The sequence below is a fragment of the Pseudomonas aphyarum genome, from assembly GCF_028657055.1.
Classification (GTDB): Bacteria; Pseudomonadota; Gammaproteobacteria; order Pseudomonadales; family Pseudomonadaceae; genus Aquipseudomonas; species Aquipseudomonas aphyarum.
The window spans coordinates 1-22,824 of sequence record NZ_JAMDGS010000022.1 but is presented as its reverse complement, the minus strand read 5'-3'; the positions used below and the strand labels follow the sequence as shown (position 1 = coordinate 22,824).

The 22,824-nt window shown below is 61.3% G+C and carries 18 protein-coding genes, 1 rRNA gene and 2 pseudogenes; 9 read left to right on the top strand and 12 right to left on the bottom strand.

What is annotated here, in order from left to right; translation table 11 throughout:
• Window positions 1-82 precede the first annotated feature (82 nt).
• From M5G18_RS27965 to M5G18_RS27950, 5 genes and pseudogenes are all read right to left on the bottom strand, one after another.
• Window positions 83-715: a LysE family translocator gene (locus tag M5G18_RS27965; RefSeq protein ID WP_273898649.1), complete on the bottom strand. Its 633-nt coding sequence runs from the start codon at window positions 713-715 to the stop codon at window positions 83-85.
• A 74-nt stretch (window positions 716-789) separates the two neighbouring features.
• Window positions 790-1,389, bottom strand: a complete 600-nt coding sequence (locus M5G18_RS27960; RefSeq protein ID WP_273898647.1) for a flavin reductase family protein — start codon at window positions 1,387-1,389, stop codon at window positions 790-792.
• A gap of 87 nt (window positions 1,390-1,476) precedes the next feature.
• Window positions 1,477-1,908, bottom strand: a pseudogene (locus M5G18_RS29095) (methyl-accepting chemotaxis protein); the annotation flags it as partial.
• A 156-nt stretch (window positions 1,909-2,064) separates the two neighbouring features.
• Window positions 2,065-2,700 (bottom strand): annotated as a pseudogene (locus M5G18_RS29090) (PAS domain-containing protein); the annotation flags it as partial.
• A gap of 210 nt (window positions 2,701-2,910) precedes the next feature.
• Window positions 2,911-4,224, bottom strand: coding sequence for an MFS transporter (locus M5G18_RS27950; protein ID WP_273898644.1), 1,314 nt, complete (start codon window positions 4,222-4,224; stop codon window positions 2,911-2,913).
• 199 nt (window positions 4,225-4,423) lie between these two features.
• Between M5G18_RS27950 and M5G18_RS27945 the strand changes: the two genes are divergently transcribed.
• The 5 genes from M5G18_RS27945 to M5G18_RS27925 all read left to right on the top strand — a co-directional run bounded on the left by M5G18_RS27945 (window position 4,424) and on the right by M5G18_RS27925 (window position 11,429).
• The gene (locus M5G18_RS27945) at window positions 4,424-5,842 is read left to right on the top strand and encodes a short-chain fatty acid transporter (protein WP_273898643.1); all 1,419 of its coding nucleotides are present in this window, start codon (window positions 4,424-4,426) and stop codon (window positions 5,840-5,842) included.
• Between the two features lie 211 nt (window positions 5,843-6,053).
• Entirely contained in the window at window positions 6,054-7,751 is a 1,698-nt protein-coding gene (locus M5G18_RS27940) for a molecular chaperone HscC (RefSeq protein ID WP_273898641.1), read from the top strand.
• An 11-nt stretch (window positions 7,752-7,762) separates the two neighbouring features.
• Window positions 7,763-9,490, top strand: a complete 1,728-nt coding sequence (locus M5G18_RS27935) for a J domain-containing protein (protein ID WP_273898640.1) — start codon at window positions 7,763-7,765, stop codon at window positions 9,488-9,490.
• Between the two features lie 61 nt (window positions 9,491-9,551).
• Window positions 9,552-10,724, top strand: a complete 1,173-nt coding sequence (locus M5G18_RS27930) for a hypothetical protein (RefSeq protein WP_273898639.1) — start codon at window positions 9,552-9,554, stop codon at window positions 10,722-10,724.
• Window positions 10,725-10,901: 177 nt separating this feature from the next.
• Window positions 10,902-11,429 carry an SET domain-containing protein gene (locus M5G18_RS27925; RefSeq protein WP_273898638.1) on the top strand — a complete coding sequence of 176 codons (528 nt, stop codon included), beginning with the start codon at window positions 10,902-10,904 and terminating at the stop codon, window positions 11,427-11,429.
• An 8-nt stretch (window positions 11,430-11,437) separates the two neighbouring features.
• Here the strand turns inward: M5G18_RS27925 and can are convergent, their stop codons facing one another.
• A complete protein-coding gene (gene can, locus M5G18_RS27920) occupies window positions 11,438-12,082 on the bottom strand; it encodes a carbonate dehydratase (RefSeq protein ID WP_011335942.1) in 645 nt (214 codons plus the stop codon).
• 142 nt (window positions 12,083-12,224) lie between these two features.
• Between can and M5G18_RS27915 the strand changes: the two genes are divergently transcribed.
• Window positions 12,225-12,629, top strand: coding sequence for a serine kinase/phosphatase (locus tag M5G18_RS27915; protein WP_273898637.1), 405 nt, complete (start codon window positions 12,225-12,227; stop codon window positions 12,627-12,629).
• 15 nt (window positions 12,630-12,644) lie between these two features.
• Here M5G18_RS27915 and rimI read toward each other — a convergent pair whose 3' ends face one another.
• Window positions 12,645-13,097 carry a ribosomal protein S18-alanine N-acetyltransferase gene (gene rimI, locus M5G18_RS27910; RefSeq protein WP_007951758.1) on the bottom strand — a complete coding sequence of 151 codons (453 nt, stop codon included), beginning with the start codon at window positions 13,095-13,097 and terminating at the stop codon, window positions 12,645-12,647.
• Window positions 13,090-13,836 carry an energy transducer TonB gene (locus M5G18_RS27905; RefSeq protein ID WP_273898794.1) on the bottom strand — a complete coding sequence of 249 codons (747 nt, stop codon included), beginning with the start codon at window positions 13,834-13,836 and terminating at the stop codon, window positions 13,090-13,092. Before M5G18_RS27905 ends, rimI begins: the two co-directional genes overlap by 8 nt.
• Window positions 13,837-14,067: 231 nt before the next feature.
• Between M5G18_RS27905 and mksB the strand changes: the two genes are divergently transcribed.
• Genes mksB through mksF form a run of 3 tightly spaced genes read left to right on the top strand, consistent with a single transcriptional unit; the run spans window position 14,068 to window position 18,876 of the window.
• Window positions 14,068-15,348, top strand: a complete 1,281-nt coding sequence (gene mksB / locus M5G18_RS27900; protein WP_162803847.1) for an Mks condensin complex protein MksB — start codon at window positions 14,068-14,070, stop codon at window positions 15,346-15,348.
• The gene (gene mksE / locus M5G18_RS27895) at window positions 15,338-16,039 is read left to right on the top strand and encodes an Mks condensin complex protein MksE (protein ID WP_102687511.1); all 702 of its coding nucleotides are present in this window, start codon (window positions 15,338-15,340) and stop codon (window positions 16,037-16,039) included. Before mksB ends, mksE begins: the two co-directional genes overlap by 11 nt.
• Window positions 16,036-18,876 carry an Mks condensin complex protein MksF gene (gene mksF / locus M5G18_RS27890; RefSeq protein ID WP_273898634.1) on the top strand — a complete coding sequence of 947 codons (2,841 nt, stop codon included), beginning with the start codon at window positions 16,036-16,038 and terminating at the stop codon, window positions 18,874-18,876. The genes mksE and mksF overlap by 4 nt, the downstream gene beginning before the upstream one ends.
• 69 nt (window positions 18,877-18,945) lie before the next feature.
• Here mksF and M5G18_RS27885 read toward each other — a convergent pair whose 3' ends face one another.
• From M5G18_RS27885 to rrf, 4 genes are all read right to left on the bottom strand, one after another.
• The gene (locus M5G18_RS27885; RefSeq protein WP_273898631.1) at window positions 18,946-21,249 is read right to left on the bottom strand and encodes a PqiB family protein; all 2,304 of its coding nucleotides are present in this window, start codon (window positions 21,247-21,249) and stop codon (window positions 18,946-18,948) included.
• Window positions 21,242-21,865 carry a paraquat-inducible protein A gene (locus M5G18_RS27880; protein WP_007951771.1) on the bottom strand — a complete coding sequence of 208 codons (624 nt, stop codon included), beginning with the start codon at window positions 21,863-21,865 and terminating at the stop codon, window positions 21,242-21,244. The genes M5G18_RS27885 and M5G18_RS27880 overlap by 8 nt, the downstream gene beginning before the upstream one ends.
• The gene (locus tag M5G18_RS27875; protein ID WP_007951772.1) at window positions 21,852-22,511 is read right to left on the bottom strand and encodes a paraquat-inducible protein A; all 660 of its coding nucleotides are present in this window, start codon (window positions 22,509-22,511) and stop codon (window positions 21,852-21,854) included. The genes M5G18_RS27880 and M5G18_RS27875 overlap by 14 nt, the downstream gene beginning before the upstream one ends.
• A 149-nt stretch (window positions 22,512-22,660) precedes the next feature.
• A 5S ribosomal RNA gene (gene rrf, locus M5G18_RS27870) occupies window positions 22,661-22,776 on the bottom strand.
• Window positions 22,777-22,824: the final 48 nt, after the last annotated feature.

The following is a 22,824-nucleotide window of genomic DNA, read 5'->3' as shown; positions in this document are numbered from 1 at the left end:
AACTGAAAAAGGCTTACCGAGAGGTAAGCCTTTTTTGTATGTCCTTGGAGGTAGAAAAGCTCGGTTGCAGCGCGGTTCGTCATCAGCGGTTAGCCACCAGATGCGCACCAAACAACAGATAGCAACCACCCGCCAGCCGATCCAGCCATTTGCGTGAGCGTTCATAAACGCCGGCAATGCGTCGGCTGGCGAAGAACAACGCCACACTGCAATACCAGCTGAAGGACAGCGTGGCCATGGTCATGACCGCCAGCGCCAGCAGCATCGGGGGGACGTGGGCGGGCATGGCGGTGGCGAAGATTGTCGCCACGAACAGCGCTGATTTGGGGTTGGTCATGTTGCCCAGAAAACCTCGTCCATAGGCACCGAGTAACGTTTGCTCCGGGGCGTCCGGGGTTCCTTGCGCGACAGGGGCCTTGCGCTTGAACTGCTTGAGCCCCAGATAAATCAGGTAGCAGCCACCGGCAATCTTGAAGCTCAGATAAAGCGCCGGCGCTGCACTGAACAGCGACTGGATGCCCAGCCCCCCGGCCAGTCCCCACAGCACCGTCCCGCTGGCCACCCCGAGCGCCGCCACCACGCCGTGGCGTCGGGAACGGCTGACGGCCAGTTGCGCGATATTGAAAAAATTTGGCCCGGGCGTCACCACGGCAACCGTCCACAACAATGCCAGCGACAGCAACGGAGCAAGATAACCGGAAAAGGAAAGGTCCATGGGGCACGCGCCTGACGGTTTAGAAAAGACCTTTACCTTGCAACATCCGGCAATGACTTGTCATCAAGTGGCGCTCAAACCGAAAGCGTCTTGCCATCCACCGGATCGCCAATCGTCAGGAAATGTCCGCCAGCCACATGGTGCAGAGTGCGCAAGCCGTCGTGCCCCTCGAAGTGCCAGCGCCCATCGCTGAACACCCGCGAATCAGCCTGCGCCGCGATCACCTCGGCCAGGAACAGATCGTATTGCTCGTGATTGCGCGGCTCGGGCAGCAACCGGCATTCAAGCCAGGCGACACATCCGTCGAGCATAGGAGCATGAACCTGTTCACCAGCGAAGCTCTGCAAGCCGTACGCCTGGAACTTGTCCTGACCTTGATCGCGATTGATTTCCAGGCCTGAAGTCGAGCCGACGGTCTGCACGATGTCAGCCTGATTCACGCACGGCACGTTTAGAACAAAGGTGCCCGAGGCCTCGAGCAGTTGTCGGGTCCAGGTGGATTTGTCGAGGACCACCGCGACTTTCGGCGGTTCGAAATCCAGTGGCATGGCCCACGCAGCGGCCATGATGTTGCGCTGCCCGTCATGGGCGGCGCTGACCAGCACGGTCGGCCCGTGATTGAGCAGGCGGTAGGCTTTGTTCAGGGGAACCGGGCGACGGAAGGACTCGCTCATGGGATCTGCTCCGGGAAAAAGAGCCGATTGTAGCGGGATAAAAACAACGAAGGGATTGCCGTGGGCAATCCCTTCGCCTGGCAGGCATCAGCTGGATAGCTGGTTGGCGAACTGGCCGACTGCATCCACCACTTTCTGCGCGCCGTCCTGGATCTCGACGATCACCGTACCGGCCTCCGCCGCCAGCGCCAGACCTTGTTCGGCCTGTTGCTTGCCGTCGGTCATCAGGGCCACGGCGTTGCGCGCCATGTCCTGGTTCTGGCGCACCACGCCGACGATTTCCTCGGTCGCCTGGCTGGTGCGCGAAGCCAGTTGCCGCACTTCGTCGGCCACCACCGCAAAGCCTCGGCCCTGCTCACCCGCGCGAGCAGCTTCGATGGCCGCGTTGAGCGCCAGCAAGTTGGTCTGTTCGGCAATGCCGCTGATGGTCTTGACGATGGTGCCGATCACCTGGGATTGCTCGTTCAGCGCCTCGATACCTTCGCCGGCGGTCTGCATGTGCTTGGACAGATCGCGCATCACGTTGACCGCTTCAGTCACCACACGGGTGCCGCGCTGGGCGGTGCTGTCGGTTTGCAGGGACGTGCTGTAGGCGATGTTGGCAGCGTCGGCAACGGCCTGTTCCTGATTGACCTGATCGGTAATCACGGTGGCGAACTTCACCACTTTGTAGAGCTTTTCGTTGGCGTCTAGCACCGGGTTGTAGGACGCCTCCAGCCAGACCGTCCGGCCATGGCTGTCGACCCGCTTGAAACGGCCGGCGACAAATTCGCCGTTGTTCAGGCGACGCCAGAAGTTCTGGTACTCGGCGCTGTTGGCTTCACCCGATTCGCAGAACATCCGGTGATGTTTGCCCTTTATCTGCGCCAGGCTGTAACCCATGCCTTGCAGGAACCGTTCGTTGGCGCTCAGCACGTTTCCGCTGAGGTCGAACTCGATCACGGCGGTCGAGCGCACCAGCGCGCCGATCAGGTTTTCGTGCTCGCGGGAGGCCTCGATGGTGCGGGTCAGATCGCTGGAGTAGATCGAGAAATGCTTGATTCGCCCGTCTGAAGACCGTACCGGCTGCACGATCGAACGCAGCCACGCCTCTTCACCATTACCGCGGGAAAGACGCACGGCGCCGGCGAAATGTTCGCCACGGGTCAATGCTGCCTTGAAGCGGTGATGAAATTCGTCGGACTTCACATGGGCCGGCACGATGTCTTCGATGGCTCGGCCGATCAGATCGTGGCTCTTGTAGAGCATTTCACTGAGAAAGTTCTGGTTGACCGACTGAATGCGTCCGTCGGGCTCGAGATTGAGGACCATCATCTCGCTTTCCAGGCTCTCCTTCACTTGCAGAAGGCTGGAGAGTTCTTCACGAAGAGCCGCCAGCTCTTGCTTCAGGCGTTTGTTGAACATGGGAAAGCACCGATGGACTGGATGGAGAGCGGGTATGCAGCCTAACCATCGGCCTTGGAAATCTTTTCTGAAGAGCGCTTGAGGCTTGTCCTACAAAAATAGTTACGCCTCGGCAGATCAGGCGGTGCCGGCCACCGGGCACTGTTCTGCGCGCGGCATCCGCGAGCCGAAATACGCCGCGCTGGCGACGCCCACCACACCCATCACCGCGCAGAACATCACGCAGATCCACGGACTCCACGGCATCAGACCGATCAGCAGCAACGGTGTGACACTGGCCCAGGCGGCGTAGGCAATGTTGTAGGTGAAGGAGATCCCGGAAACGCGGATCCGCGCCGGAAACAGACTGACCATCACCGACGGCACCGCGCCCACTACGCCACAGCACAACCCGGCAATGGCGTAGGCCAGACCGACCCAATCCCCGCCGCTGATCAGGCAGGTGTAAAGCAGGCCGATGCCCAGCGGCAGCAGCAGGCTGTAGAGCATGACCGTGCGCCAGGCGCCGATGCGATCGACCAGCCGGCCGGCGATCACGCAGCCGATGTTCAGGAAAACAATGCCCAGCGCGCTCAACGCAAAGGTGTGGCCGGCAGTCATGCCGAAAGTTTTTTGCATCATGGTCGGGGTGATGACCACGAACACCACCACCGCCGAAGTCAGCACGCAGGTCAGGAGCATCGCCGGCAACATGGCCAGCCGATGATCGCGCAGCACGGTGCGCAGCGGCAGTTCGACCCGCGCCTCACGCTGCGCTTCCATCGCCATGAACACCGGGGTTTCGCTCAGCCAGCGGCGCAGCCAGACACCGATCACGCCGAACACACCACCGAGCAGGAACGGATAACGCCACGCGTAATCCAGCACTTCGGCCGGGGTGAACACTTGCGCCAGAAAAGTCGCGGTCAACGCGCCGATCAGATAACCGAAGGTCAGCCCGGCCTGCAGAAAGCCCAGGGCATAACCGCGATGGCCGGCCGGCGCGTGCTCGGCCACGAACACCCAGGCACTCGGCACTTCACCGCCCACCGCCGCGCCTTGCAGGATGCGCAGGGCCAGCAGCAACAGCGGTGCGAAATAACCGATCTGCGCGTAAGTCGGCATGATCCCGATCAGCAGGCACGGCAGCGCCATCATCAGGATGCTCAGACTGAAGACCTTCTTGCGTCCCAGCCGGTCGGCAAAATGCGCCATCAGGATTCCGCCCAGCGGGCGCGCCAGATAGCCGGTGACGAAGATCCCGAAGCTTTGCAGCAGGCGCAGCCATTCGGGCATTTCCGGCGGGAAGAACAGCTGGCTGAGGGTCAGGGCGAAGAACACGAAAATGATGAAATCGTAGATCTCCAGCGCCCCGCCCAGGGCCGCAAGGCCGAGGGTCTTGTAGTCGGAACGGCTGAACGGCGCCGGTCGGGCAGTGGAATGGGCAGTCATGGCAAAGAACTCTGGCAGGCAAAAAACCAAGGCGCCCATGGTCTACGCAAACGGGCCGCCGGACAACCCGTTAGACCATAGTCTGATTCGGTAAAACACGGTCACAAAAATCCGCCGGTTGATTTACTGTTGGCACCTGTCCAGACGGGCCGGCCAAGCCCCGAAGACCACAATAAACATAAAAATCCGAGGTACTCCCGTGGCCGTTGATATCGAAGATAGCCGCTCTGCGCGCTTTGCCTTGCGCTGTTCAAGTTTCGCCGAACGCTGGTTTCCCGACTCCTGGGTATTCGCCGCGCTGGCGGTGATCATCGTCGCGCTGGCGACCCTGGCCATGGGCGCCAAACCCACCGACGCCGCCATGGCCTTCGGTGACGGATTCTGGAGCCTGATCCCGTTCACCATGCAGATGGCGTTCGTGGTGATCGGCGGTTATGTCGTGGCCAGTTCGCCGCCCGCCGTGAAACTGATCGATCGCCTGGCGCGGATCCCGAAGAACGGCCGCTCCGCCGTGGCCTGGGTCGCGCTGATTTCGATGGTCGCGTCCTTGCTCAACTGGGGCCTGTCGCTGGTATTCGGCGGTCTGCTGGTTCGCGCCCTCGCCCGCCGCACCGACCTGAAAATGGATTACCGCGCCGCCGGTGCCGCCGCCTACCTTGGCCTCGGCGCCGTGTGGGCATTGGGCCTGTCGTCGTCCGCCGCGCAGTTGCAGGCCAACCCGGCCAGCCTGCCGCCATCGATTCTGTCGATCACCGGGGTGATTCCGTTCACCCAGACGATTTTCCTCTGGCAGTCGGGGGTGATGCTGCTGGCGCTGATCGTGATTTCGATCATCATCGCCTACGCCACCGCGCCCGGTCCGAACTCGGCGCGTGACGCCAAGGCCTGCGGCATCGACCCGGCCTTCAACCTGCCGCCGCTGCAACCACGCACCCGCCCAGGCGAATGGCTGGAACACAGCCCGCTGCTGATCATTCTGCTGGTGCTGCTGGCGGCCGGATGGCTGTTCCACGAGTTCTCGACCAAACCGGCGATCACCGCGATTTCCGGTCTCAACACCTACAACTTCCTGTTCATTATGCTCGGCGCGTTGCTGCACTGGCGCCCGCGCAGTTTCCTCGATGCGGTGTCGCGCGCTGTGCCGACCACCACCGGGGTGCTGATCCAGTTCCCGCTGTACGGCTCGATTGCCGCGCTGATGACCACGGTCAAGGGCTCCGATGCCCAGACCCTGGCCCATCACATCTCGACGTTCTTCGTCAGCATCGCTTCCCACGACACCTATGCGTTGCTGATGGGTGTGTACTCGGCGATTCTCGGTTTCTTCATTCCGTCCGGCGGCGGCAAGTGGATCATCGAGGCGCCGTACGTGATGCAGGTGGCCAACGATCTCAACTATCACCTCGGTTGGGCGGTGCAGATCTACAACGCCGCCGAAGCTCTGCCGAACCTGATCAACCCGTTCTACATGCTGCCGCTGCTGGGCGTGCTGGAGCTGAAGGCGCGGGATCTGATCGGTTTCTCGTTCGTGCAATTGCTGGTGCACACGCCGCTGGTGCTGGTACTGCTGTGGGCGCTGGGTACGACGCTCTCGTATCTGCCGCCCGTCATGCCTTAAACGATGACGACAGGGTGCCGGCTCCGGCGCCCTGTCTTTCCCTTCGACCCCTTCGACAAAAAGCGACCCGAACGATCCTTCCTGCGGTTGCCTGTCGCAAATAATGGCTCAGAGCCATCATCTTTCTTTACCGCGCCACTGCCTCGGTAATATTCTTGCGCGCCCAATATCTGTTTCATTTTTTGTCTGAGCGCAAAGGGAGTTCGTTGCAATGATCGTCGGGATTGACCTGGGAACCACCAACAGCCTTGTTGCCGTATGGCGCGGCGATGCCACTGAGTTGGTGTCCAATGCCCTGGGGCAGTTCCTGACACCCAGCGTGGTGGGCCTGGACGATCAGGGCCGGATTCTGGTCGGGCAAGCTGCCCGCGAACGCCTGCACACTCATCCGCGCCTGACCGCTTCGCTGTTCAAGCGCCATATGGGCAGTGCGACGGAGGTCTACCTCGGGGATAAAAAATTCCGTCCGGAAGAGCTGTCGGCGCTGGTGCTCAAGAGCCTGAAAGAAGACGTCGAGCGCACCTACGGCCAGACCGTCACGGAAGCCGTGATCAGCGTTCCGGCCTATTTCAGCGACGCCCAGCGCAAGGCCACGCGCATCGCCGGTGAACTGGCGGGCCTGAAAGTCGAAAAGCTGATCAACGAACCCACCGCCGCCGCACTCGCCTACGGCCTGCACCAACGGGACAAGGAAACTTCGTTCCTGGTGTTCGACCTGGGTGGCGGTACGTTCGATGTGTCGATTCTGGAACTCTTCGAGGGTGTCATGGAAGTGCGTGCCAGCGCCGGTGACAACTTCCTCGGCGGCGAGGATTTCGACAACGTGCTGCTTGAGCACTTTATCGATCAGCATCGCAACGTGTCGGACTTCCCCGAGCGCTCCACCATCCTCCAGCCGCTGCGCCGCGAAGCCGAGCGTGTGCGCCGTGCACTGGGCCAGGACGCCAGCGCCGAATTCAGATTGCAGGTCGGCGAAAAGCAATGGACGCAGACCATCACCCAGGCGCAAATGGCGACGCTGTACATGCCGCTGCTCGAACGCCTGCGCGCGCCGATCGAACGGGCCCTGCGCGATGCACGTATCCGCGTCAGCGACCTCGATGAAATCCTGCTGGTCGGCGGCACCACCCGCATGCCGCTGGTGCGCAAACTGGCTGCCGGGCTGTTCGGCCGCTTCCCGTCGATCAGCCTCGATCCGGATCAGGTGGTCGCTCAAGGCGCGGCGATTCAGGCTGCGCTCAAGGCCCGTTCGGCCGCGCTGGAAGAAGTGGTGCTCACCGATGTCTGCTCCTACACCCTGGGGATCGAGACCTCCACCCAGGTCGGTCGTCAGTATGAAAGCGGCCACTACCTGCCGATCATCGAGCGCAACAGCATCGTCCCGGTCAGCCGGGTCAAAACTGTGCAGACCCTTCACGACAATCAGGAACAGGTGGTCGTGAAAATCTTTCAGGGCGAAAGCCGCCTGGTCAAAGACAACGTGGCGCTCGGCCAACTGGACATCAAGGTGCCCAAGCGCAAGGCCGGCGAAGTCGAGCTGGATGTGCGCTTCACCTACGACAACAACGGTTTGCTCGAAGCCCAGGTCAGCATTCCACTGACCGGTCAGCAACATTCGCTGGTCATCGAAAACAACCCCGGCGTGCTGACGCCCGAGGAAATCCAGCAACGTCTGCAAGCCCTGGCGCAATTGAAGATCCATCCGCGCGAGCAACAGGTGAACACCCTGCTCAGTGCACGGCTGGAACGTCTGTATCAGGAAAGCCTGGGCGACCTGCGCGATCAGATCGGCTACTGGGCCAAGCAATTCCAGCAGGCGCTGGATTCCCAGGACGAGCGGCAGATCCGTGAAACCCGTACCGAACTGAGCAAGCAGTTGAGCGCCCTCGACCGTAACCCCTGGCAGTAAGGAAGCACGACATGGAATGCTGGTCTGTCCTGCAACTGCCCGAAGACGCCGGGCTGCGTGATATCAAGCGCAGCTATGCGCGGCTGCTGAAAGTCTTTCGGCCCGATGAAGATGCCGCAGGCTTCCAGCGCCTGCGCGAGGCTTATGAGCGCGCATTGTCGATTGCCCAATGGCGCCTTGAAAACGAAGAGACCGAGGAGCATGGCGACGTCATGCTGGCTCCGGGGATCGCCGCGCTGGCGGTACAAGAGCAGTCCATGGCTCAGCCGCTGCAGAAGACCGGGACCGATGCGTGGGACTACCCTGCGGCGCTATTCGAACCGGTGACCCCGGCCGCGCCCGAGGCACCGCTCGAATCGCAGACCTTGCGGGTACAGCCCCTGAATCCGGAGCCTCTTAACCTGGAGCCCGAGCAGCCGACTGCCGACCCGGCCGTTGAAGCCGCGTCGCAATTGCTGGACGGCCTCTCGGACACCAATCTGGACGAGCGCTGGGAGCAAGCGCGCCAACAGGATTGTGCGCAAGCGTTCCAGACACTGTTGCTGACGTTGTGCTTCGATCATCCCGCGCTGCGCCTTTCGATTGCCCGTTGGGCGGTGCAGCACCTGGGTTGGCTGGGCCCGTGGCAGGAGATCGTCATCGGCGACGGGCAGCGCAGCATTCTCGCCAACGAGCTGCTGACGGATTACCGGCAATCGCTGGAAACGCTGCTCGCATCGCAAAACGAACGCGAATTTCTCGCGCTGCTCAAGACTTACACGGCCCAACCCTGGCTCCAGGTGTTCGACCGTCGGGAGCACTGGCAGCAGATCATCCTGCAACTGCTGCAGGACACAGAGTGGAGCGTTCCGCTGTTCGACCGTATCTCCCAATTATTTGGCTGGGACGACACCAAGGGCATTCATCCGCAACCGGACTGGCTCTGGCAGGCGCTGATCGAGCGCTGCAACCAGGAAAGCCTCTACGACAACCTGTGCGCCCGCGCCGAAGATCAGCGCAACGAGTCGCCCGACGCTCTGGCCGCGAGGATGCTGATCAGCCCGATGAAGCCGCGGCAACAGAAAGACATGACCGACCGGTTCATCCCGGCTGACTGGCAGGCCTGCCAGCAGTTGTCGGAAACCCTCAAATGGCGCTTCCCCGACCTGCTCGCCCGCCTGCCGTACGCCGATGTTTTCTACTGGCGACGGTTTCTGCCGCGCTACATCGCCGGCGAAACCTGGTTGCGCTCATGGGCCGCGATTGCGCTGGCGCTGTGGCTGTTTTATCTGCCTGCCGAGCACAAGACCACGGCAATGAGCATCGTCATTCCTCTGGCCTTCGCCTGCGTTCCTGTCTGGTTTTTCCGGATCGGCTTGAGTTATTGGTTTCTGATCAGCGCCCATTTGATCGTTCAGGACCTGTGGTTGACCGAAAGGATCATTCCACGCCGATGGAACCCTGACACCCGCTGGCTCGTGCTTCGCCATGGCGTACCGCAAGCCGTCATGATCCTGCTGTTCTCGGTCATGCTCGGTGGGCTGGGGGCCTTCACCTATATCGGGGTGATCCTGATCGGGCTCTGGCACAAGCGGCGCATCGGCACGCTCGACCCGGAGTTCAGCGACAAGCACCCGTGGCTGACCGCGCTGCACTGGGCGCATTTCAGCCCGTTGCAACTGCTGTTTCTGGTGGTCATGACCGGCGTGATTCTCGCCAGTCAGCTTGGTTATTCGCTGAAACACCTGTTCCCCGGCTAGGCTAGACGCGGGCCGGATTGCCCTCCACCAAGGTTTTACCCTCGCTGAAAAGGATCTGAGCATGTTGAAACTCGCAGGCCTCACCCTCGCGGCGCTCACGCTGAGCGCCGCCGCCCACGCCGATGTCGACCTGAAACTGGGCAGCACCGAACGCGTCACCCGCCTCTTCGCCTACCCCAACAATTGCAGCGTGATCTGCTTTCGCAACTGGACGCTGGAGCAGACCGTCGCCCATTACCTGAGCCAGAGCGTGCAGCGCGACGGCTACACCAACGCCAAAGTGCTGGTGAAAAACGACAACGATCAGCTCTACGCCGAAATCAGCGGCGTACCGAAGGGCTACGACAAGCCGCTGACCGCGCTGCTGGACGCCGGCGACCTGGCCTACAACGGCGCCAGCAAACTCAATGCCGACGGCAAATGGGCGTACAGCTGGTACCTGTTCCTGCCACTGGGCATGGCCCTGGAAAACCGCAAAAGTGTCGAGCTGCTGCACTTCCCGCCGGATTACTCGCTGACCCAGGCCCAGGATTACCTGCGCTCGAACACCACCGACCGCTGGGCCGCGCTGCTGACCGACAATGGTATCCCCGCCGACCAGACGCCGGCCTACCAGACCATCATCGACATCGCCCCGATCGCCGCGCCCGCCAGCGCCGGCAAGGATCTGGAAGGCGTGTACGACTACTTCAAGGATTACCAGACCACCATGGTCAAGCAGGTCAGCCAGAACGCCAGCGGCGCCGTGCTGCCGATGGTGGCCTTTGGTGCGCCGGTGCGTAACTGGATCAAGCTGCAATACGGTGCGACCGTGAATGTACTGGGCCTGGCGACCATCAGCCCGAGCGTGGGGGTGAACGTGCCGGTGCTGGGTTCCAACCATCCGAGCTACATCTGGTACGCCGCCGACCCGAGCAACTACACCGGCGACGATGCCCAGGCCAAGGCCGATGCAGCGGGTCTGAAGGTGATGGGGCAAGACTTGAGCGCCGCCTGCTGGCAGGCCGGGATGGGAAGCAAACCGGGCACCGATCCGAAGGCCCTGCTCAACAGCTGCACCCAGACCTGGCAAGTGACGCAGAAAGCCAAGACCTGCGAGCTGTTCTACACCACGATCCGCAACGAGACCGTGGCACAAGCGGACAAGACCTGCTCGACCACACCGGTCAAATCCCAGCTGCAACAGCTGAAAAGCCCATTGCCGGACATGGCCGCGCCCGCCGCCCACCTCTGAGCAACCGGACGTCCTTCCCGTGTCAGCCTTGGCTGACCCGGGAAAGCGTCTATTTCGCCTGTCAGATCTGACAGTAGACCGCTGGTTTGATTTGAGGGATCTTGGATCCAATCGTGTTGCAGGACTGACAGGACGTCAGCCGAGGGAAGTCGCGACACCTGACCAACAGGGAACGTTATGAACATTCACGCATTACCGGGTAAACCGGCACGCGATACCGAGGGCATTTATCCTTTTGCCGGACTCCCCGTGCGCCTCGGATTTCCGTCAAAGCAGGATTTCGAGATTGTTCACGACCCCGAAGGAATTGCCATCGCTGTCATAGCGTGCCGGGCATTCCTGCGCATCACCCGAATGTGCCGGGTTTCAGGCCAGTTGCTGCCCTATCGCTGCCGGCAGACCCGGCAACTGCTGGCCGGCATCCACCTCTACGATCCGCGCTTTTGCGGCGCGTTCGAACATTGCTGCGACCCGAATACCTTTCTCGACATGAGCGAGTTATGGGTGTGGGCCCTGCGCGATATTGTGGTGGGTGAAAGGCTGACTATCGATTACACCGCCACCGAAGACAAACTGCTGCGGCAGTTCGCCTGCGGTTGCGGGTCCTCGCGCTGCCGTGGGTGGATCACCGGTTACGATGAATCACCCAATCTCGAAGGCCAGCGCTATTTACTGAACTGGCGGCGTCGGCAAGGATTACGCTGAACGACCGATCAAGGCGCGCCGACCGGACGCAAACGGTACTGCGGCGGCAATTGCTCGAAACCGCTGATCGTGGTGTTCAGGCTCTTCCAGCGACCATCCTTGATGCCGTAGATGCAGCCGTGGATCGACAGGCTCTGCCCGCGATGCCAGGCGTTCTGGATGATGCTGGTGTGGGCGACGTTGGCCACTTGCTGGATCACGTTGAGCTCGCACAGGCGGTCGACCTGCTCTTCTTCGGTCGGCAGCCTGGCCAGTTCTTCGCGTTTTTCGTAGTACAGATCGCGGATCGAACGCAGCCAGCCGTCGATCAGGCCGAACTGGCGATCCTGCATCGAAGCCCGCACACCGCCGCAGCCGTAGTGTCCGGTCACCAGAATATGTTTGACCTTGAGCACGTCCACTGCGTACTGGATCACCGACAGGCAGTTGAGGTCGGTGTGCAGCACCACGTTGGCAACGTTGCGGTGAACGAACAGATCGCCCGGCAGCATGCCGACGATTTCGTTGGCCGGCACCCGTGCGTCGGAGCAGCCGATCCACAGATATTCCGGCGTCTGCTGGCGGGCCAGCTTGGCGAAGAAATCCGGGTCTTCCTTGGTGATCGCGTCAGCCCAACGCTCGTTGTTATCAATCAGGTCTTGTAAGTCGTGCATGCTGTAAGGCCTCAAGAAAGATGCGCTGGTATGACTGTCGACCGCCCGTCGGGGTCACGCTGGGATCGTGGGTGATTTGCTTTGAATTTCTCGTGCGCCCGGTGAGTCCACCTCAGTAAGGCCCACAGTATGAGGAATTGCCATGACTGATTCACGACGTCCCTTCGATGCGGTGCAACCGGAGCCCATCGATGATAACGAAGACCGCATGGGTTCGGTGCATGAGCTGGACTTCGACGACGAAAAGCCCAGTGCGAAGATCGGCGACGAACTGCCCGAGCGCGAGCGTGAACAGTTGATGCCCCGGGACCGCGTGCGCGAAGCCGGTTTCACCGGGGCATCGACCGCCGATCACGAGCCCACCGACGATGACCTGAGCCCGGAAACCCTGATCCGTGAAGATGGCGCCCGGGATGCCCGGGAATTCGGCGGCGACAATCAGGCCGACTGGGATCTGAGCGTGGTCGACGAGGACGACATCGGCGGCGGCAACGGGCTGGATGAAGCGGAACTGGCGCGCCGCGATCCGCTGGATCGCAAGCGCTGATTACACCTGCGCCTATCAGTCGACGAGCGTGCAGGCCATGACCACGGCATCTTCACGCCCGCCGACCGCCGGGTAGTAATCCCGGCGCCGGCCGATCTCGTTGAAGCCATAGCGCTCGTACAGGCGAAAGGCCGACGTGTTGCTGTCGCGCACTTCCAGGAAACATTCCCGGGCATCGGCGGCGTAGGCGCGGGACATCAGGTATTCGAGCAGGGTCAGCCCCAGCCCGCGCCCCTGGTTTTCCGGCTTGACCGTGATGTTGAGCAGGTGCGCCTCATCGAGAATGATCTGCACCACCCCGTGGCCCACTTGCTGCTCACCTTCGAACATCAGCCAGATCTGGTACTTGCCCAGGCCGTCGAGAAAAATCCCGCGGGTCCACGGATGGCTGTACGCGGCGAATTCAATCTTCAGCACAGCGTCCAGATCCGCCTCGGTCATCGGGCGAAACGATACAGCGTCACTCATTCGATTCTTTCCAGCGCGCCATCAGCCGACGCATGGCTTGCCACACGGCGGCCTTGCGCTGTGGCTCTTCCATCAACAATTCCAGCCCCGGCACGGCCCACGCCAGGCCAAGACCCTCGATTTGCAATTCACGGTTGAACGCTTCGGCATCCGCTTCACCGGCAAAACGCACCGCCGGCAGGCCGATCAGCCACAGGCAGGCGCACGGCGCCGCCTCCATCTGCACCGACAGGAAACCCTGGACGAAATCCCGGGCCGCTTCCGGGCCCTGATCCATCGTGCCGCGGTTCAGCCATGGCCAGCGCACCGGCTCACCGACAATCTGCGGCGCGTCCGGCAGACCGGCGGCACGCAGCATGTCCTTGAGCAACAGATAAGCAGGATCGCGCGACTGGAAAGCTTCGCCTGTGGGTAACTCCACCAGCAGCAGGCAACGGCCGGCGCGCAGCAATTGCAGGGCAAAACGCGGTGGAGGCACCGGCGCCGGCCTGGCCACCACAGGTGTTTCGTCGACTTCTTCGACCGGTTTGGCGCCCGTGCGGGTGCTGGCCAGCGAAGGTCGCGGAACCTCGATCTTCGGCCGTTCGACCGGACGCGCGGCCGGCTGCACCGGCGCTTCGGCCGGGGTTGCCGGGATCACCGGCGCGGCAACCTCGGGCTCGGGCATGTCCAGCAGCTCGGGCCGCGACGGCGCGGCAAAGGGCAATTCGGTGCGCGGCAGCCAGTTGACCACCTGCATGGCGTTCAAATAGGCGCGGCGGCGGGACTCGATTAGCAAGGGTCGGCCACTTGTGGATAACTGAAGTGCGCTGATTCTACCGCCCTTCGCTCAAGATCGCGCGCTGTTGATCGATAGTCTTGACCGATACCTTGACGCAAAGAAAAGCGACAGCCCGTCCCGAGAGTGAATCGCATCCTTCGTGATGCAGTACAATCGCGGCTTTTAATCGCCAACCAGCCGGCCATTCCGATGATCGAACCCAAGCGCGTCTTGCGCGCCCTCGCTGAACACTGGGCACTTCTGGAGCCACTGTGCGAGCACTTCGACCAGGGCACCCTGAGCCTCAACGAACTGCGCACGCAACTGGCCGCCCAGCAACTGGACAGCACGCCGCAGGACATCACCAGCCTGCTCGACGTGTGGATCCGCCTCGACATTCTGGTTCCCGTGGCCAAGAGCCCGAACCGTTTCGAGCTCAATGCGCAGATTCACGACTTCCTCGCCTATCTGCGTCGGGAACACCGTCTGGGCCTGTGCCTGGAAATCGAAGCCTATCTGCGTCACCTCGAGCGTCTGGCCGGTTACATTCAGGATGCATTCGACGTCCGTGACGGCAATGATCTGGCCCGTCAGCTGCGCCTGCTCGACATGCGCGTGCGCGACGTTCTGAAGAAACTCGACAACGACGAACAGGCGCTGGTAGCCGTGGCCGAACGGGCCAAGACCAGCGACCGGCAGATTCCGCTGCGTCAGCGTTACGCCGAAGTGCTGGCGACCTGGGACGAATACGTCGAGCCGATGATCGATCTGGTGAACGCCGACGGCGCCTTCGAGCAAGGCGTGCGCAAGGTCGAAACCGTGCTGCTGAAGATGCTCAGCGAACAGCAGCGCCTCGGCCATCTGGTCGATGACGACATGCTGCTGCGCACTCACGCGCGCATCCTCGAAATGCAGACCAGCGCCCAGTTGACCCTGCGTCACGCCCGTGAACTGCTGCTGCCGCTGCGTGAAGAAGCGCGCCGGCACAACGCCGTGACCCGTGGTGCTGCGCTGGCGCTGGCCGCGATCCGCCGCAAAGGCATCGACGCCGTACCGCAAGCCGCGATGCCGCTGTTCACCCGGCCGCAAAGTACCTTCCTCGGCAGCGCCAGTCAGGTTGAAGCCTACGTCTACGCCCTGGCCCGTTTCGAGCCGAAACCGGCGCGCTTCCCCAAGGCGCACAAGTCGCAGAAGACCGGCGATGCCCCACGTGCACCGCGCACTGTGCGCGAGATGGTCGACCGCTGCGAAGAATCCCTGCCGATGCCGGATCTGATGACCTGGTTGCTGGAGCAGGAACCGGACGGCGCGACCGACGAATTGCTTTACTGGTTCTCGCGCCTGTCGCGGGAAAAACGCTTCAAGCGCGAGCGTCTGGAACGCCGCGAATACCACACTCACGAGCACCAGGTCAGCCTGCGCTCCTTCGCCCTGCTCTCGGCCGGCGACACCGCCGCCGAGGATTCTGCGAGCATCCCCAATGCATCTTGATCTTTCCGAACTGTCGCAACTCGCGCCGATCTTCCGCGAGCTGTTCAAGGGTTACCACGTCAGCCGCCGCGACCCGGAGCTGTACGCACAACTGTCGAACTTCCAGGACCAGTACCGCACGCTGTTCAAGGCACTGGGCTTCGAACTGGTCTGCGACACCCGTGGTTTCTATTACTTCGTGCCGGACATGGCTGCTGCGGCGGTGAACAAGACGGCTCAGCGCCTGGCGCTGTTCACCTTCATCCTCGTCGAGCATCTGGCCGATCAGGGCCGCGACCCGATCGCCGTGCTCGACGGCGGCAGCCTCGGCCGCGAAGAACTGCCGTCGCTGCTGGAAAAGTACCGCGACCTGTTCATCCAGGCCGAAGTGCAGACCGTTGAAGAGCTGGAAGAAAAAATCATGCGCCGCATGACCCAGCTCGGTTTCGCCAGCGAAGAAAACGGCGTGTACCGTTTCCTGCCGCCGATGCACCGATTCCTCGACGTCTGCCTGTCGGTTCAGCAGGACCGCGATCTGGCGGCCAGCGTGCACAGCGTTCTGCCGCTGCCGGCACCGGTGCTGATCGACGAAGCCGCCGAGGCCAAATTCCTCGCCACCGACGACCCGCTCGATCTTTCCGAGTTTGATGAAGAGAGCGAAGAAGACGCACTGGCCAGAGCCATTGCCGAAGAACAGGAGTCCGACGCATGAGCCAGGAACGCTACGGCATCCGCCGCTTTGCCCTTTTGAACACCGCCGGTTACAGCCTCGGCCTGTTTCCGCTGGAAGAACCGCTGTCGGTCTACGGCGCGAACAACCTTGGCAAATCCGCCTCGATCAACGCCTTGCAGTTCCCGATCCTGGCGCGCATGTCGGACATGAGTTTCGGCAAGTACAGCCTGGAGCAATCCCGGCGTTTCTACTTTGCCTCCGACACCAGCTACATCCTCGTCGAAGTGAACCTGCCCCACGGCCCGCACGTGATCGGCGTGGTCGGTCGCGGCCCGGGTGGTGGTTTCGGTCACCAGTTCTTTGCCTATGCCGGCAAGCTCGACCTGGCGCACTACCAGAAGAACGACACCTGCCTGCGGCAGAAAGAGCTGTTCAGCAACCTTGAGAAAGAAGGCCTGAAAGCCTACGAACTCAAGCCCGATGAGCTCCGTCGCTTGCTGGTTGGCGGTCACACGTCGATTCCTCTCGACTTGACGCTGATCCCGCTGCGCTCCACCAGCGAGCAGAGCCTGAAGACCTTCCGCGCTCTGTTCATCAACCTGCTGCACATGCGTGAAATCACTGCGGCCAAGCTCAAGCAATTGTTCCTCGACGCGTTCGAACACAGCCTGCGTTCCGGCAGCGTCGATTACATCGCCGCATGCGAAGAAGCCTTCCGCGACGTGCGTCGTATGGAACAGGACTACAACTCGCTGGTGGCTGCCGGCCCGTTGGTCGAAGCCTTGTCCAATGGCGTGAAACAGCGCGATGTGCTGCGCGGCAAACTGCATCGCCTGTCGCCGCTGCTCGATTCGTTACTCGGCACCTGGTCGGACTATGCCACGGCGCGCAAGGAAGAACTGACGATCCAGGCCGAGCACTACCGTCGTGAGCAGGACGATCTGCAAAACGATCAGCGCGGTGGCACTCAGGAGTTGATGCGTCTGGAGCGGGAAATCTCCGGCATCCAGCGCTGGCTCGGCGAGTTGTCCGTTCTTAAGAACCGCTTCGCACTGGTCGATGACGTCAAAGTCCTGGAGCAGCAACTGCTGGCGGCCAAGGACGCTCACGACGAACTGGCCGGTGCGCTGGCGCAATCCCGTCAGTTCAGTGCCGAGGATCTCGAAGAACGTCTTCGCGATCTGGAAAAACGCCTGAAGTCGGTGAAGCAGCAACTCGATCACGCCGACAACAACAGCTATGCACGCCTGCGCGAAGAGTTCTCGCAACAGGATGTCGAGCGCCTGATGCGCCTGTTCAACAGCGCGCTGTTCAGCCTGCCGCTGGGCGAACACGGCATCACCCTCGACGACGATGGCGAATGGGTGAAATCGGTCGAGTTGATCCTCGACGGCTTCAAGGGCGAGCGTTTCGAAGTGCCGGGCCTGTCGATCGACATCTCGCACATCGAGCCGCCGGCTTTGCAAGCACTGGCCGACCGTGCCGCGTTGCGCGACCAGAAAGAGCGTCTGGAAAAAGAGCTCAAGCAACTCAAGACCCAGCAAGCGGTTGCCTCCGACCGTGCCGCGAGCAAAACCCAGACCGAAGCGCTGTACCAGCAGGTGCTGGATGCGCAAAAGGCTCTGGAAGATTTCCGTCGCACCCAGACCCTGAGCGCCGAAGAAGGCGACAAGCTCGAGCAACTGGCGCAGATGGAAGCCGCGCAGGACGAACTCAAGCGTTCCAGCGATGCGTTCACCGAGCGCGTCCAGCAACTGTCGGCCAAGTTGCAACTGGTCGGCCGGCAGATTGCCGACATGGAAGCCAAGCAACGCACCCTCGACGATGCCCTGCGTCGTCGTCAGTTGTTGCCAGCGGACCTGCCGTTCGGCACGCCGTTCATGGATCCGGTCGACGATTCGATGGACAACCTGCTGCCGCTGCTCAACGACTATCAGGACAGTTGGCAAGGCTTGCTGCGTGCCGATGGCCAGATCGAAGCGCTGTACGCGCAGGTGCGCCTGAAGGGCGTGGCCAAGTTCGACAGTGAAGACGACATGGAGCGCCGTCTGTCGTTGCTGATCAACGCTTACGCGCACCGTACCGACGAAGCCCTGACCCTGGGCAAGGCGCGTCGTGCAGCCGTCACCGACATCGCGCGGACCCTGCGCAATATCCGCAGCGACTACGACAGCCTCGAGCACCAACTGGCGCTGTTCAACCGCGAGATCAACAAGCGTCAGGTGTCCAACCTGCAGAGCTTCCGCATTGTGCTCGCGCCGAACAAGGAGGCGCTCAAGCACATCGACCAGATCATCCACAGCGCCGGTCAGTACGAAGAAGGCGAAACCCTGTCGGTGTTCGACCTGAGCCAAAGTGCGGAACAGGACAACAAGAACGAAGAAGCCAAGGAGTACCTGGCGCGGCTGGTGGCGGCGAACCACAACCAGCTCGGCCTCAAGGACTTGTTCGAACTGGCCTTCGAGATCACCAAGGTCAACGGCCAGCCGGTGATCCACACCGACATCGATGGCGCGGCGTCCAACGGCACCACGATGACCATCAAGGCGCTGACCAACATGTATTTGTTGCTGCACTTGATGGATCGCGACCTGGCCGGGCGTGTGCGCCTGCCGTACTACCTCGACGAGGCAGCGGACATCGACGAGAAGAACCAGGCTGCGCTGCTGGAAACCAGCCTGCAACTGGGCTTCGTGCCGATTCTGGCGAGCGTGAAGCCGCAGGTCTGCGCCAGTGTCGCCATCGACCTGGAAGGCGGCAGCGGCCCGGCCGGCATTTACATCGACGAGGCGGACTGGAAGTACATCCGTCGCCACGATGTGGTGAAGGCTACGATCAACGTCGAAGCGGACGAGCCGGAGCTGGATGCGGTTTGATGCGTAACTGACGGGCACAAAAAAGGGCCGCGATCCATTGGATCGCGGCCCTTTTTCATGGGCTCCGGATTATTTACCGAGAGGGATTTTCGGTGCCCAGTTCAGCCACTCGTCTTCGAACTTGTCGAACAGTGGGAAGGTTTGTTCGGCGCGGGCCGGATTGCCCATCTTCTCGCCGTCCGGTGTGGCGAAGGCGATACCGCCCTGAATCACTGTCTCAAGCGACTCCGTGCGTACGGTCACGCCTTTGAACAGGCCGATGTCGAAACCGACACCGCTGGTGTTCCAGAAACGGCTGCCGCTGCGCACCAGTGGCGCGTACTTCGGTTCGATCAGGATGTGCACCAGTACCCGATCCGCGGTCTGGCCCAGTTCGTAACCGGTGACTTTACCCACGGTGATTTCGCGGTAAGTGACCGGCACACCCGGCTTCAGCGAACCGCGACGGGCAGCGCTCAGTACCAGACTCAAGCCAGCCTCTTGCTTGGTGACTTCCGGAGGATTGGCCAGGGCCACGAAGTTCTTCTGCGGGCCGAGGTTCTTGGCTGCCGGTTGCACTTCGATGTACTGGCCGGTGACCAGGGTCTCCAGGTTCGAGGTCTTGATCAGCCCCAATTCTGGTTTGACCACCCAGAACTGGCTGCCGATCCGGGCGATCTTCTCCGGCACTTCGGTGATGCGCGCGGTGAGGATTACCGATTGCAGATCATCGGTCAGGTCGACACTTTCAATCTTGCCGACATCCAGGCCCTTGAAGCGAACCGGGGTGCCGCTGCGCAGACCGTCCGCGCGATCGACTTTGATGGTGACGACGGCGCCTTTCTGATTCGCTTCATCATGGTTGGCGAACAGACGGAAACGCGGAATGCGCTTTTGCAGCGGTGCCTTGGCTTGCGGTGTTTCGAAGGCGATGCCGCCGGCCATCAGGGTCTGCAAGGATTCACTCTTGACCTGAATGCCGCCGGTCAACCCGCCGGTCAGCGTGACGCCGCTGACGTTCCAGAACCGGGTCGAGGCGTTGACCAGGTTTTCGTATTCTTTCTCGATGTGGACGCCGATCACCAGTTGTTTGCGGGTCTTGGAGAACTGATAGCTCTGCACCGAACCGACCTTGACCTGCTTGTAGAGGATCGGGCTGCCGACATCGATCGAGCCGAGGGTGTCGGTGAACAGCACCAGGTGCAGGCCGGGTGCGCGCAGATCCAGCGGCGGCGCTTTTGGCCGGGCCTCGAATTCACGTTGTGGTGCACCACCCTTGTCGCCCGGGCGTACGGCGATGTAGTTACCTTTTACCAGCGCTTCCAGACCGGTGATGCCGGCCAGGGAGATCGATGGTTTGACTACCCAGAATTGCGTGCCGGTGACCAGATAGTCTTCGGCGAGCGGATCAAGGGTCAGTTCGGCGGTCGCACTGGACAGATCCGGATCGATCTTCAGCGCTTTCAGGTTACCCACCTGAATGCCCTTGTACATGACCGGAGTACGCCCGGCTTGCAGGCCTTCGAAGTCACTGAGTTTGACCTTCACCCGAATGCCGGCGGCGGCCGCATCGAAGTCTTCGTAGAGACGGAACGGCAGGCTTGGGTCGGTGGGCGGGCTGTCCTTGCGATTCTCCGGCGTGGCGAAGGCAATACCGCCGGCGACGATGCTGGCCAGGGACTCGCTACGCACTTTCACCCCGGACAGGTTGGCGTCGATGCTGATGCCGCTGGCGTTCCAGAAACGGGTGTGTTTGCGCACCAGTTTGGCGTAGGTCGGCTCGATGAACACCTTGAGCTCGACCGTGTTCTGGTCTTCCGACAGCACGTAACTTTTGATCTGGCCGACTTTGATCTGCTTGTAGAACACCGGGCTGCCGCGATTCAACGAACCGAGGCGATCGGCCTTGATCGTCAAGTGCAGACCGGGCTGCGAATCCGATAGCGGAGGCTCTTCGGCCAGGGCCTTGAACTTGCGGGTCGGCTCGCCTTCGCCGGGACTGATGGCGACGTAGTTACCCGATACCAGGGTTTCCAGGCCGGTGATCCCGGCCAGGGTCACGCTCGGCTTGACCAGCCAGAAACGGGTGCTGGTCTTCAGGTACTGATCGACATCCTTGTTCATCTCGATGGTCGCGATGACACCTTTGGAGTTGCCTTCATCATCGAGCTTGAGGGCTTTCACCTTGCCGACCGGCATGCCTTTGTAGACCACTTCGGTCTTGTTGGCCTGAATGCCTTCACCGCTTTCAAACCGCACCTGAATCTCGATGCCGGTTTCGTTGTAGGCACGCCAGCCGAGCCAGCCGCCGATAATCAGGGCGATCAGGGGCAGCACCCAGATGGCAGACCAGTTCGAAGCCGGTCGGGTTTTCGCTACAGGCAAATCAGTCATGGTCGGCGTCCGACTCCGTGTTATCCCAAATCAGTCGGGGATCGAAAGTGACAGCGGCGAGCATCGTCAGAATCACCACACTGGCGAAGGCGATGGCGCCAAGATTGGCTTCGACACTGGCAAGCCGGCCGAAGTTGACGACCGCCACCAGAATGGCGATCACGAAAATATCGAGCATCGACCAGCGGCCGATGAACTCGATGAAGCGATACATCCAGATCCGTTGACGGGCGGACAATGGCTGGCGGCGTTGTACAGAAAACAGCAGCAACGCGATGCCCACCAGCTTGAACGTCGGCACCAGGATACTGGCGATGAACACCACGGCGGCGATCGGAATCATGCCGTGCTGCACCAGCTGGATGACGCCGGACATGATCGTGCTCGGATCACCTTGGCCTAGAGAGCTGACAGTCATGATCGGCAGAACATTGGCCGGGATGTAGATAATCGCGGCCGTGATCAGCAGCGCCCAGGTTCGCGCGAGGCTATTGGGTCGCCGGGCGTGAACCAGCGCACCGCATCGGGTGCAGGTCTGCACATCGCTGTCGGTATCCTGCCTGTTCAGTTCGTGGCATTCGGTACAGATCAGAATGCCTGCATCAATCGCCCGCATGGGCATCTTCTCCTGATAACGCCTGCCAGATCTGGTGCGGCGACATCACCACTTCGAGCCAGACCTGAACCAGTAACAAGCCGATGAAACACGCCAAACCGAGGCCCACAGTGATAGCCGCCATGTCCGCCAGTTTGACGATCGCGACCAGGACGCCCATGAGGTAGACCTCAAGCATGCCCCAGTCTTTGAGGTGGTGATAAATGCGGTAGAGCAGCAGGCCATAACTGCGTCCGATGTTGAAACGGATCGTCAGCAACACGATCAACTGACACAGCAGTTTCAGCAGTGGAATCGCCATGCTGCAAAGGAATACGACAACCGAAACACCGCGCATGTCGGTGTTGAACAGACCGATCACACCGCTCCAGACCGTATCCTGCGACGATTGCCCGAGAACATTGAGCTGCATGATGGGTAAAAAGTTCGCCGGCACGTAGAGCAACAGCGCGGCAATGACCAGGGCGAGACTGCGCTGCACCACGTTATGACGGTGAGCGTACAGTTCGTAACCGCAGCGTGGGCAGAGGGCTTTTTCGCCGTGAGCAAGCTTGGGCTTGCGCATCAGCAGATCGCACTCATGGCAGGCCACCAAGTCATCCAGCGGTAAATCTGACAGCCCTGGGGCGTCAACCGAATCTGACATAAGGGCTCTGGCTCCGAAAAAGTTGGGATCTATTCTAGTGTTCTGATTCGAAAATAACTGTGCAAATTTGTTCGCTGACGCGAGCAAAAACTTTCCTGCGGGCAAAACAAAACCCCAACTGCTTTCGCAATTGGGGTTTCGGAATTTAATCTTGACGATGACCTACTCTCACATGGGGAAACCCCACACTACCATCGGCGATGCATCGTTTCACTTCTGAGTTCGGGATGGGATCAGGTGGTTCCAACGCTCTATGGTCGTCAAGAAATTCGGGTGCTGAGTCGTGGCCGGATGGCCTCGCTTCAGCAAATTG

Coding starts and splice junctions, on each gene's coding strand:
- M5G18_RS27935 (WP_273898640.1), top strand. CDS start 7,763: ATGGAATGCTGGTCTGTCCTGCAACTGCCCGAAGACGCCGGGCTGCGT.
- mksE (WP_102687511.1), top strand. CDS start 15,338: ATGCATCTTGATCTTTCCGAACTGTCGCAACTCGCGCCGATCTTCCGC.
- M5G18_RS27875 (WP_007951772.1), bottom strand. CDS start 22,511: ATGTCAGATTCGGTTGACGCCCCAGGGCTGTCAGATTTACCGCTGGAT.
- M5G18_RS27885 (WP_273898631.1), bottom strand. CDS start 21,249: ATGACTGATTTGCCTGTAGCGAAAACCCGACCGGCTTCGAACTGGTCT.
- M5G18_RS27880 (WP_007951771.1), bottom strand. CDS start 21,865: ATGCGGGCGATTGATGCAGGCATTCTGATCTGTACCGAATGCCACGAA.
- M5G18_RS27915 (WP_273898637.1), top strand. CDS start 12,225: ATGACTGATTCACGACGTCCCTTCGATGCGGTGCAACCGGAGCCCATC.
- M5G18_RS27960 (WP_273898647.1), bottom strand. CDS start 1,389: ATGAGCGAGTCCTTCCGTCGCCCGGTTCCCCTGAACAAAGCCTACCGC.
- can (WP_011335942.1), bottom strand. CDS start 12,082: ATGCACGACTTACAAGACCTGATTGATAACAACGAGCGTTGGGCTGAC.
- M5G18_RS27940 (WP_273898641.1), top strand. CDS start 6,054: ATGATCGTCGGGATTGACCTGGGAACCACCAACAGCCTTGTTGCCGTA.
- M5G18_RS27965 (WP_273898649.1), bottom strand. CDS start 715: ATGGACCTTTCCTTTTCCGGTTATCTTGCTCCGTTGCTGTCGCTGGCA.
- M5G18_RS27925 (WP_273898638.1), top strand. CDS start 10,902: ATGAACATTCACGCATTACCGGGTAAACCGGCACGCGATACCGAGGGC.
- M5G18_RS27950 (WP_273898644.1), bottom strand. CDS start 4,224: ATGACTGCCCATTCCACTGCCCGACCGGCGCCGTTCAGCCGTTCCGAC.
- mksB (WP_162803847.1), top strand. CDS start 14,068: ATGATCGAACCCAAGCGCGTCTTGCGCGCCCTCGCTGAACACTGGGCA.
- M5G18_RS27930 (WP_273898639.1), top strand. CDS start 9,552: ATGTTGAAACTCGCAGGCCTCACCCTCGCGGCGCTCACGCTGAGCGCC.
- mksF (WP_273898634.1), top strand. CDS start 16,036: ATGAGCCAGGAACGCTACGGCATCCGCCGCTTTGCCCTTTTGAACACC.
- M5G18_RS27905 (WP_273898794.1), bottom strand. CDS start 13,836: ATGCAGGTGGTCAACTGGCTGCCGCGCACCGAATTGCCCTTTGCCGCG.
- rimI (WP_007951758.1), bottom strand. CDS start 13,097: ATGAGTGACGCTGTATCGTTTCGCCCGATGACCGAGGCGGATCTGGAC.